9 protein-coding genes are annotated in these 12,033 nt (G+C 45.6%); 7 read left to right on the top strand and 2 right to left on the bottom strand.

Annotated elements, in window-relative coordinates:
* The 7 genes from AC1DWN_RS17795 to AC1DWN_RS17765 form a co-directional block, all read left to right on the top strand.
* The coding region (locus AC1DWN_RS17795; protein WP_477560246.1) for a GntR family transcriptional regulator at nt 1-710 on the top strand (710 nt) is incomplete at its 5' end.
* Nucleotides 711-721: 11 nt separating this feature from the next.
* Complete coding sequence (locus AC1DWN_RS17790; protein WP_477560245.1) at nt 722-1,912, top strand: M20 family metallopeptidase; 1,191 nt, start codon at nt 722-724, stop codon at nt 1,910-1,912.
* A gap of 2 nt (nt 1,913-1,914) precedes the next feature.
* Nucleotides 1,915-2,304 (top strand): RidA family protein, encoded by a 390-nt coding sequence (locus AC1DWN_RS17785; RefSeq protein ID WP_477560244.1) that lies wholly within the window; start codon nt 1,915-1,917, stop codon nt 2,302-2,304.
* Entirely contained in the window at nt 2,280-3,044 is a 765-nt protein-coding gene (locus tag AC1DWN_RS17780; protein ID WP_477560243.1) for an MBL fold metallo-hydrolase, read from the top strand. The genes AC1DWN_RS17785 and AC1DWN_RS17780 overlap by 25 nt, the downstream gene beginning before the upstream one ends.
* A gap of 15 nt (nt 3,045-3,059) precedes the next feature.
* A complete protein-coding gene (locus AC1DWN_RS17775) occupies nt 3,060-4,070 on the top strand; it encodes a Gfo/Idh/MocA family protein (protein WP_477560242.1) in 1,011 nt (336 codons plus the stop codon).
* 13 nt (nt 4,071-4,083) lie between these two features.
* Nucleotides 4,084-6,051 carry a DUF4838 domain-containing protein gene (locus AC1DWN_RS17770; protein WP_477560241.1) on the top strand — a complete coding sequence of 656 codons (1,968 nt, stop codon included), beginning with the start codon at nt 4,084-4,086 and terminating at the stop codon, nt 6,049-6,051.
* A gap of 2 nt (nt 6,052-6,053) precedes the next feature.
* A complete protein-coding gene (locus AC1DWN_RS17765) occupies nt 6,054-8,714 on the top strand; it encodes a hypothetical protein (RefSeq protein ID WP_477560240.1) in 2,661 nt (886 codons plus the stop codon).
* Between the two features lie 119 nt (nt 8,715-8,833).
* Here AC1DWN_RS17765 and AC1DWN_RS17760 read toward each other — a convergent pair whose 3' ends face one another.
* A complete protein-coding gene (locus tag AC1DWN_RS17760; protein ID WP_477560239.1) occupies nt 8,834-10,432 on the bottom strand; it encodes an S-layer homology domain-containing protein in 1,599 nt (532 codons plus the stop codon).
* A gap of 111 nt (nt 10,433-10,543) precedes the next feature.
* On the bottom strand, nt 10,544-12,033 hold a 1,490-nt coding region (locus tag AC1DWN_RS17755; RefSeq protein ID WP_477560238.1), incomplete at its 5' end, for a carbohydrate binding domain-containing protein.

Raw genomic sequence — 12,033 nt, 5'->3', positions numbered from 1 at the left:
GGTATACCTATGAAAGCACCAATAACGAGACAAACCTTTTTGAAAAACAAAGCATGAGCGTTGATTTGGTTGAGTATATCAAGCAGCAAATTCTCGATGGGCAACTTTATCCAGGTGACCGTATCGTGGAAACGAAGGTCGCGAAGGAGCTTGGCATTAGCCAGACGCCAGTTCGGGAAGCAATTCGTTTATTATCGGGTGAAGGCATCATTACGATTTTGCCAAACAAGGGACCGATGGTTCGCACATTTGACATGAAGGATATTTACGAAGTGTATTCTCTTCGTTCTGTTCTGGAAGGGCTAGCGATTCGGCTCGCCGTTCAGCTTGCTACGGGTAGTCAAATAGATACTTTGGTGCAGCACTTCGAAGAGATGAAGAGGAAGTTGGAAGACGATACTGTTGATTCCTTGTTGCAGGAGTCCAGTTTTATTCATCAAAGCATCATTTGGTTGTCCAATCAGTCCCGGTTAAGCACAAGTTATGATTCCATCACCTTTCATATTGCGCTTGCGGCTCGAATGCTTGGACGGGTATCCACGAAAAAAAAGGAAGTCGAGCAGCATGCGGAGCTGATTGAAGCGCTTGTGCGCCGCGATCCGGATCACGCTGAGAAGGTAATGCGCCAACATATTTTTCGGTCGTTCAATGAATTCAGGGAGCTGCCTGAGACGAAGGATTGGTCATACGATGACATTAATTGGCTTTAGGAGTGAGAAGGATGGATTTATCATCGGCGGTTGATACCGAAAGTACAGCACATCCAGCTGTACGGATTCTGGACGATCTGCTGCGCATTCAAAGCGTAAATCCACATTATGCGGAGGATGCGCGAGGAGAGAGAGACGTTGCTGATTATATCGAGGAGCGTATGCGTAAGGCAGGGCTGCAGGTCACCCGGCAGCCTGTTGTTGATGGACGTGACAATATTATCGCTGAATTGCGGGTAGGTAAGCCGGAATCAGCTTTGCTATTCGAGGCGCACATGGATACTGTATCGATCGGGAGTATGGAAAATGCGCTTGTACCTACTTACCGCGAAGGTCGGTTGTATGGTAGGGGAGCCTGCGACACAAAGGGAGCATTGGCCGGCATGATTCACATGATGGAGCGATGCGCCCAGCATCCGGAACGTCTGAACGCGGATCTTGTATTCTGTGCTTCAGTTGACGAGGAATACGCCTTCCAGGGACTTACAAAGTTCATGTCACTCAATTTTCCGTTATCAGGAGCTGTTGTCGGCGAGCCGACAGAGCTTGGCATCATCGTGGAGCATAAGGGCTGTGCTCGATTTACTGTGCAGACGCACGGTAAGTCCGCACACAGCTCGGTTCCGCACAAGGGAGAGAATGCCATCTATGCGATGATGGACGTCGTCCGCTATATGCGGGAGCGCGTGGAGCCGGAGCTGGCGACGATCAGGAGTGCATTGTGCGGGAAACCAACGATTGTTGTGAGCACGATCAGCGGAGGCAGTCAGATTAACATCGTTCCGGAATCTTGTGAAATTAGCGTCGATCGCCGTATCGTGCCGGGGGAGTCGCCAGAGCAGGTATTATCTGAATTTGAACGGGATATAAGGGCAGAGTTGAGCGAAACGAGGCTAACCATAGAACCGCTGCTGCTCGATCCCGCATTAAACACACCGCATGACGTTGCAGTTGTGCGGTCGGCGCAGCAAGCTGCCGATACGCTTGGCATGAATTCATCACTGCGAGGCGTTACGTACGGAAGCAATGCAAGTAAGCTTCAAGCGTGGAAAGGCATTCCTTCTATTGTATATGGTCCAGGCTCGATCGAGCAGGCTCATTCTGACGAAGAATGGGTAACAGTCAATGAGGTTGTGCAGGCGGCTGAATTTTATTATCAATTGGCCTGTACCTATAAGGGCAATCAAGAGGAGAGAGGCTAACGATGAGAAAAGAAATTATATATACAGATAAGGCGCCGAAACCAAGTGGTGCTTATTCTCAAGCCATAAAGCTTGGCGATATGGTCTATGTAGCTGGAACATGTCCATTTGATACCGTGACAGGGGAGATATTGTTCCCGGGAGATATGGAACAGCAGACGCGCATCGTACTCGAATATATGGGTGAAATTTTGCAGGCCGCCGGAACTTCATTAGAGCATGTCGTCAAGGTGACCTCATTTATTGATGACCTGAACGAATTTGAGCCATACAATCGGACTTACCGTAGATTTTTCCAAGAGGAACCGCCAGCTCGCAGCACAATTGAAATTGGCAAATTTCCTACTGGCATGCGCGTGGAAATTGAGTGTATCGCCTACATTCCGTCATGATCAAGCTCGACGAGGGCATTTTCATGGTCGGCAGCGGTAAATTTGGCGCTCAGATCAGCGATTCGATGGATTGCAATGTCTATTTGCTGGATGGAGGCAATGGGGAGTATGCGCTGATTGATGCAGGGGGCGGAGTGAATCCAGAGCGGCTCGTGGCGAATATAGAACGTATAGGTATCACTCCTTCACAAATCAAGTATTTGGTGCTTACCCACGAACATGGCGATCACGCGGCAGGTGCTGCCTATTTTCAACGTCAATATGGAATTGCGGTAATAACTTCAAAGGAAATCCAACCCTGGATTGAGTGGGGAGACAGAGATAAGGTAAGCATCACTGCTGCGGTAAAAGCGGGTGTGTATCCGAAGGATTACCAATTTCCGCCATGCTCAGTTGCCCGGGGTGTACAGGAGAATGATGAGATTGTCATCGGGGATACCGTACTGAAGGTAATCGATACGCCGGGTCATGCACGGGGTCATATTGCACTTCTGTTTGAGAGGGATGAAAGAAAGCTGTTGTTCAGCGGGGATACTGTTTTTGCCGGAGGAAAGGTCGTTATCCAGAACATTTGGGATTGTATCATTTCCGAATATGCGGATACGGTCGTCAAACTGCAYCAACTCCACATCGACAGCCTTTTTCCGGGGCATGGCATGTTTCTGTTAACCGATGCTTGGAAGCATATCGAGAATGCGCAGGCTTGCTTCGAACGGCTGGAAGTTCCGCCGAATTTGTAGAGAGGGAGTGAACTAATGGACAAAGTAAAAGTAGGTATTCTTGGCTTGGGCAGATGGGGGATGAATCATCTTGAAGCCTTTTGCTCGCTCTGGCAAGTGGAGGTAGTGGCTGTCTGCGACAACTCGCCAGAGAGGCTGGAACTAGCTAGGCAGAAATACGGCATTAAGCAGCTTTATTCCAATGCGGATGACCTGATACTAAACGATGATATCGATTTGATCAGTGTAGTTACCTTCGAAAGCCAACATCTGGAGCCAACCTTGAAAGCGCTTCGCTCGGGCAAGCATGTCCTTGTCGAGAAGCCGGTAACAACTAGGCCTGAAGAGGCACGGGAAATGCAGGCAGCAGCCACAGACAGCGGTAGGTTACTGCTGCCTGGTCATCTGCTCCGCTTCGATCCCCGTTATGCGGCGATCAAAGAGGCGATTCATTCGGGGAAGGTCGGTACTCCAGTGAGCATGTATATGAAACGGGCCAGGGAGAACTTTTTATTCGATACCTTTAAGCGAGTGCATACGGTCTACGAGCTAATGATACACGATATTGATTTGGCTATTTGGTATGCCGGTTGTCGGGTCGAGAAGGTAAAGGCTTACGGAAGAACGGTATCAGACTCTTCCTCTCCTGAAGTGCTTTGGGCTAACCTTGAATTCGAGAACGGCGCAATTGCCGTCCTTCACAGCAATTGGATGACACCTGACGCGGCAGGCATTGAAATTGCCGACGCGATCGAAGTGATCGGCCAAAGCGGAACGGCACACTTCGAATCGAGCCATTCGGGTTTGCACATATGGGATGGTGGAGGTAGACTAACGCCTGATATGAATATACATGTGAACCTTCATGGGCAAACAATTGGAAGCTTACGTGAGCAGTTGACTTATATTTGTCGCTGTATAGCACAGTGTGAAGAGCCTTCCGTTATTTCGTTCGCCGACGCCGTTCATGGGGTTGAGGTCGCAGACGCGATCATCGCTTCGTGTGAGAGAGGACAAGAAATAGTGGTTGGAGTGGCACCATTGTGAGGGGGAGAGTAAGATGTTCCGAGAATTAAACCTGCAGCAGGAGAACTGTGTTTACGTGATTGAACATGATAACCAAACGATCCATTTTGCGGCAGAGGAATTAGTTCGTTATTTGGGAGTGATTTCAAACTGCAGCATGACTCTCAAAATCGTAGAAAAGTATGAGAAGAGAGAAAGTGGTCTATGGATCGGCTTATCAAACGATTTTCTATCTGCTTCATTCACTGCTGGTGAACAGAATCCTTACGATGATGAGATAATGATCGAAGTATCTCACGGAAATGGTAGGGTAACCGGGGGGAATCCGCGCAGCGTACTGCTCTCGGTCTATCGTTTTCTGTTTGAACTGGGTTGTAGATGGGTGAGACCGGGAGTGGATGGTGAATATATACCGCACACGGATTTTAGGTCCTTCACCATAAATGTGCAGGAGCGAGCTTCTTATCGATACAGAGGAATATGTATGGAAGGAGCGGTTAGTGTTGAACATGTCACCGAGATGATCGATTGGATGGCAAAGGTTGGATTCAACAGCTATTTTATTCAATTCAGAGAAGCCTATCATTTCTTTGAACGATGGTACAGCCATTTGAATAACCCTCTTAAGAATCATACCGAAGATTTCATAGTGGAATCAGCAAGAACATATGTCGCTGCGGCAAAGCATGAGATTCAAAAAAGAGGAATGATCTATCAAGCTGTTGGGCATGGGTGGACATGCGCGCCTTTTGGAATCCAGGGGCTGAGCTGGGAGAAATGGGAAGAAGAGATTGATCCTGAGATCACTCCGTATTTCGCTCAAGTGAACGGTAAGCGTGAATTATGGGAGGGAATTCCCATTAATACGGAGCTTTGTTATTCAAATCCTGAAGCCCGCCGCAAAATGATCAAGGAAATCGAACTCTATGCATCCTTGCATCCGGAGGTCGATTTGCTGCATGTTTGGTTGTCGGACGGCTCCAATAATCAATGCGAGTGCGAGCGATGTGTACTTGAAACGCCTTCCGATTTGTATGTCAAGTTAATGAATGAATTAGACGAGGTCTTGACGAATCGAGGGCTGGAAACCCGCATTGTATTTCTCATCTATCATGAACTTATGTGGCCACCAGAGTATGAAAGAATTGTCAATCCAAATCGCTTTGTTATGCAATTCGCTCCAATAACCCGAACATATCGGCAATCATTCGCTGCGATTGGTAGTGTTCCAGAAGTTCCAACGTTTATAAGAAATAAGCTGGATTTACCGCAATCCGTGGAAGGGAATGTAAGCTATCTTAATGCTTGGAGGAATCAGTTTCAAGGCGATAGCTTTGATTTCGACTACCATTTCATGTGGGCGCATCAAAGAGACCCCGGTTATTTACAAATTTCAAAAATATTATATGAAGATATCCTTCATTTGCAACAGCTTGGTCTGAATGGATTTGTCAGCTGTCAGGTCCAGAGATCCTTCTTTCCAAACGGGCTTCCTATGTCGATCATGGCCCGAACATTATGGAACAAAGAGCTTAGCTTCAGTGATATGGCAGAGGATTATTTTGCAAGTGCTTATGGAAGAGATGGAATGGCATGCTTGAAGTATGCGATGAAGCTGTCGGAACTTTATTTTGAACTTAATTTGGATCTGACATCTGATCGGAAAGAGATCGATAGTAAATTTTTATTTTCAAACGTTAATTCGCTCATTCATCAATTCGAGTCTGTGATCGAGAATAATATTAAGCAGGATAACGAATGCCACGCCAGTTCGTGGAAATATATGAAGCTTCACACAGAAATTTGGAAAGAGCTGACTCGTGGCTTAGAGCTGTTTGATAGAGAAGATGTCGTCCAAGCTCAGTATGTATGGGAAGACGTGAAAAAAAGAGTGTGGCAGATGGAGGACAGCTGTCACCATGTATTTGATGTGTATAATTTTGTTGGTGTGTTTGATCAAGTTTTTTCTGCAAGAAAATTTGAAGGGAGAATGGAGGGTTGACAATGATACTCGAACTGCAAGCTAACCAAGACAAGCTAGCATTGAATTTTCCACATTTCCCTACACGTATGCAGGCTGTCATATGGCGAAATTGGAGCTTAGTGCCTGTCGGTAGAGTTGCCGAAGTACTAGGTGCTACAGAAGCGCAAATTAGAGAAGCGGCTAGTGATCTCGGACTTGAAGAATCACTAGTGAATATCGATCAGAAATGGCTTGAAAGAGGATATATTACGATTATTCGAGCGAACTGGCATCTGCTTTCCTTCGAGCAGTTGCTGCAGTTGCTCGGATGGACAGAGGAACGTCTCGCTTTCACGTTGAAAGAGGATGACTTCCTCTGGATCAAGTTAGGCAGTATGAAGCCTTGGACGGAGCCGGTTCATTATCAGCCTTTAAGCACGGAGGAACGAGCACAAACTCAGCGCATAAGAAAAACGTTGACTGAGCGCTTCGAATTACAGGCGGAAACCTCAGCACAGCTAAGACGAATGGAACAGCCTTTTGATTTTCTTGATCAATATAAGGTAGAAAATATACGAAATGTTGTACCTGTGAGGGAAGTGGGACCAGATGAGCTCAGGCTTGACACTCCTTGGACTATTGCTTGTCCACAAGGGAATTCAGCTGTGGAAACGACGGTCAAACGATTCATATCGAAGCATGAACAGGTCTGGGGAATCAAATGGAATATTCAACAATGCTCACATCCATCGACGTCTTTGATAGAGGGGCCTGTTATGCGTATCGCAATCATAAAGGACGGAACTCGGTTAGCAGAGAGTCATACGATCACAGCGGATGCTCATAAGAATGAGATCTTGATCAGTGCTGTTGATGATGCTGGGATCATGCGAGGACTGCAGTGGATTGCCGCGCAGATGCAAAAACGTGGGGTTCCGTATATCATCGCAGGAAATTACCAAAGAACAACGAAGTTTGATACACGCATCATATACTCCTACAGCGCTTTATATGGTGATCCGCTTCTTGCACCTGAGTTAAATCCGTTCCCAGACGATCTCCTAGAAAGATTGTCTGAAACAGGCATCAACGGGATTTGGCTGCAAAGTGTTCTTTACAGTTTGGTTCCTTGGGATGTGGCGCCAGAATTATCCGTGGATTCGGAGAAACGTATAATTGGCCTTCGTCAGTTGGTAGAACRAGCCGCTCATTACGGCATCGGCGTTTACTTGTACTGTAATGAACCACGTTCTATGCCTGTTTCCTTTTTTGCTGATAAGCCTGATTGGCAAGGTCACACCGAGGATGGACAGGGCATGCTATGTACTTCCCATCCGGATGTTCAACAGCTGCTCAGCAGCAGTATAGCCCATTTATTTCACGAGGTACCTGATTTGGCTGGTTTAATTACCATTACAATGTCGGAAAACTGGACGCATTGTTATTCGCGCGCGGCCGGAGGTGTGACGAATTGTCCTCGCTGCAGCCAGCGCAAGGTAAGTGAGGTGGTTGCAGAAGTCAACCGTCTGATCGTGGAAGGCGCTGTTCGTGAGAAACCGGATGCGCGTATTCTCTGTTGGACATGGGGATGGTCCCATCAAGTGGGTTGGACGGAGCAGGATATTGCCTCTGCCATTGATGCTCTTCCGGATCAAGCGATCGTTATGTGTGTGAGTGAAGAGGCGATAAATACGAATATAGCTGGAATACCGGGAGAGGTCATTGACTACTCGATGTCTATAGTTGGACCTGGGGAGAAGTCACTGCATAGCTGGCGAACGGCGAACGCCCGTGGGCTACGTACTGCGGCGAAGGTTCAGTTCAACAATACATGGGAATGCTCGGCGGTACCGTTCTTACCTGTTTTTCAGCAGCTTGAAGAGCACTTGAATCGTCTCGATGCTTCYGGGGTCAGCGCTTTGATGCTAAGCTGGACGTTAGGCGGTTATCCTTCGCTCAATCTGGAGTTAGCGGCAGAATATTATTGGGATACCGACAAGGGAGACACTGACAATGAGTTAATCGGAATAGGTGCGCTGCTACAAGGGAAATTCGGCAATGCAGCGGGACAATTGATAGCTGAAGCAACTAATGCTTTCAGCCGAGCATTTCGAGAATTTCCGTTTGATCTGAATGTCCTATATACTGCTCCGCAAAATTACGGACCGTCTAACCTGCTGTATATGAAGCCTACTGGATTCGACGCAACGATGATCGGATTTCCATATGATGATCTTCAGGGCTGGCGCGGAATTTACCCGGAGTCTGTATTCGCCAAGCAGTTTAAGAAGCTGGCTAGTGGTTGGAAGAAGGGACTACAGCTACTAGAGAAGTCGCGCAAGTTTGTACTTCCTGAAGCTGAGCGTGAGTTTGACAGCTTAGTAACAGCAGCATCCGCAGCATATTTTCATTTCCACAGCACCTATTTGCAGATCGAATTCGTCAGAACTCGCAACCGATATCTTGCAACGAAACAAGAGGATACACGTCTCAGGTTGTCTCGTAAGCTTATGAATATCGTGCACAAGGAAACGGATAATGTTGGGCTGTTGTATGATCTCGTAACTAGAGATTCCCGGATCGGATTTGAAGCGAGCAATCATTATTACTATACGGTTCAGGATTTAAAGGAAAAGATGTTGAATTGCGGCTTCATTCTTGAGCAGCTGCAGCAAGAAGTGGAAACAATGAAACCGGAATAAACGTACCTGCTTAAGCAAGGAAGAAGACGAGCATTAACTACAAATGGAGAAAAATACGAATAAAAAGAAACCTCTGCATCGAGCAGAAGGTTTCTTTTTATTTTGATTTTGGAATTCCACTATAGCTTTTTAAGTAGGTTCACGATAATTTGTGATGATTCAGCTCGCGTCGACCATACTTTCGGTGCAAACCGCCCATCCCCGCGCCCTGAAATAAAACCAAGCTTGAACGCAGCGTTCACATCGGCTTTAGCCCATAAAGAGATTTCTTTCGCATCTGCAAAAGTGTCGTGCTGCTCAGTCGTTGCTTTGATTCCGGTCTTATATTCATAAGCGCGTACAATAATTGATGCCATTTCTTCACGGGTAATCGTTTCGTTTGGAGCAAAGACAGATTCACTGCGCCCCTTAATGATTCCAGTTTCTTTTGCAGCGGCCACTATTGAAGCGTACCATGCTTTGTTGTTCACATCTGTGAATGATGATCCTGCTGTTGCTTTTAGTCTAAGAGCACGAACAACAAATGCGGCAAATTCAGCGCGTGTTACATTAGCGTTAGGAAGGAATTGGGTATCATTTACGCCATATACGACTTGCTTGGCCGCTAATTCTTTAATTGCAAGTGCCGCCCAATGTGTATCGGCAACATCTTCAAACGATTTATCAAATGCTAGAACAGCATATTTACTGAAATGGCTTACTTCTGCAGTCATATATCCGTCTGCAATCACACCACCTGAGTACTCAAGTTCGCCGCTATCAGTGATCAAGTAGAGGCCAAGCAAATCTGTTTGTGCACTAAAGTTAACTTTAAGCTTAAACGTAATAGGCTTATTGAATTTCGTAAGCTTCTGTACTTTGCCTCTCGCAGTGATGACAGATAAGCTATATTCATTGATATCTCCGTTAGCCGTTACTTTCGCCCTTGCTTTGTTCGATGCATTCGTCAATAGATCATTCTTAACATCCACAGATGCTTTATTGAAGTTGAAGGAAATTTTCGAATCCTCCAATTCATCGAAGGATAACAGATCTTGCAAGTCTTTTAGCACTTCTACAGGAATGAAAACAGATAAGTCCTTAAACTTCAATTCGAGCTTGTTATTGCCGATGATCCCAGCGGCTCTCGCAGGGAGCAGGACATTTTGCTTTCCGTCTGCTATTTCAATTACAATTTTACCGTCTTTGATATTATTCAAGTCTTCCTTACTCACGTTGACGGAACCCTGAACATTATTGGGCGTTTCGATGTTCGTTGAACTAACGGAAACACTTTCCTTTAGTGAATAACTTTGATAGCCTAAATTGTGATCCACTGCCTTAATTGATTTCCATGCCACGGTGGAATGTCCGAGTTTCTTAGACTTAAATGTTAGGGTACCGAGGACAAAATCTCCATTTTTACCGAATACATTACCGATTTTTGTATGGGCGATGACGATTTCGTTAACTTGGATCTTCGGAGATATGGAAAAACCGCCGAGATTGGACTTAGTTTCCACCAGCTCAAGGTGGTTAGGGTCAAACGTAAATTTTGCTTCATAGCCATATAAATCTACCATATTTTTACCTATCATGCTCACGATCACTTTATTATCGGCTGCACCATGAGTGGTAATTTGGAAAGATGGTGCTTTCTCTGCATTCGCGCCCGCAGGAAACGACAAGAGCAAACCAAACAAAGTAATTATTAGGAGAGTTAATAAATTACGTTTCATAACGCCTTCCTTTCCATGGATGCAGGCTTTGACTCATACGTTTTCGGAGAAATTGTGAAAGGACATACTTGCAATTATACAGGGAGGGAAGAATTCCCCTCCCTATTCATTCTAGCTGATGATTTTTTTGGCAATCGCCGAGAGATCAAGGATATCAATTACACCGTCGCCGTTAATATCGGCTTTCTTCACAGTTTGCCAATCAGAACTGTTGCTGTTTTTGCCATAATTAGCGGATACGAGGGCTAGATCACCAATTGATATTTTGCCATCCTCGTTTATATCGCCAGGGCCACCGCCTTTCATGACTTCTACTGAAACGGAAGATGCAGCTGCTTGATATTCATTCCCGCTAACGTCCGCTAGCATAGCGTTTAAAATCGAGATTAAACCGGATGTTGTCTGAGAAACCTTTTTCGATTTAAAGGTTAGTTCTATGATTGGTATGTTACCAGTAATTGCGTGTTCTGGACCCTCACTGGCAATAATTAAACGAAGCTTTCCGGTAGGTGCCTTAACAATTTCGACAAGGCTGAACCCTTCTTTTAAAGACTTAGCTGATACAAATTCCATGATGGCAGGATTATAATCCAAACTGATGTCCTGTGCGTAAACAGGGTGGGTAATATCGCTTAATCCAAAGCTTACTTTAAATTCTGTCCCAGATGTGATAGAGCTCATATTAGTGGATAAAGTGGTTTTGAATTTTGCTGGTTGATCCGGCTTCTTCAGACTGAAATCATCCACATAATAAATGCCTGTTCCTGCTTCCGATTCTGTATAGATTCGTGCATAATTCAGCTCGCCCGTCCAAGTAATGTAAGCCGAACCGGATGAAAGAACCCAGCCTCCGTTATCAGCCTCTACAAAAGATCCATTAAAGTAATGATCTCCCTTACTATCGTTAATAAATATATTTGCATACATGGTTTGCTTATCTTCCGACTTCGTGCGGAGCATGGCTCCGAAATCATAGGTTCCTTGTCCGTTCCTTAACAATATTGATTTTATATCCTGCATCGCGCCCGTATAGTTCATACTCCTTGCACTTATTTCAAGCGCATTAGAACCTGAGTTAACTGGCTCCGTAACAGATGTCAATGTACKTGGATTGTATGCTGTCCATCCCGTTAAGCCGTCTTCAAAGCCCGGATTTACCAGAAGCTCACCCATACCTTCCGTCGGCAGAGCATAAAGCCGTCCCTCACCGGGAGCAAATTCAGCCGAAACCATGCCAGTTGACGCATTATAATTCGTACTTTCCTCATAGCCTGTAACTTTGGAAATTTCTTTGATCGTAGTAGGGATAGAATTGACATGGAAAGAGAGAGTTGCTGTATTCGCATAGTCTCTATTAACTGCCATAATATATTTCCTGCCGTTTGCATCGGTGAAATAGGAGATGATCACGTTATCGCTGGAATTCCCAGGCTTCCAGAAAAAGTCGGAGGGAACAGCTTCTGTTCCAGCTGCCATCACACCTGAGTGGTAAACGCCAACGGAGTTCAATTTCATTAAAGTGGGGCCCCACTTTTCAATTTGAGCATTCAAGTTTTGGAATGGCTCATACAGATCCGTCTTTGTTCCGTCGGTATTAATGA

The organism is Paenibacillus sp. P4_A7, assembly GCF_056402455.1.
Note: the sequence above shows the minus strand (reverse complement) of the source record. Positions and strands in the feature narration are given on the sequence as shown.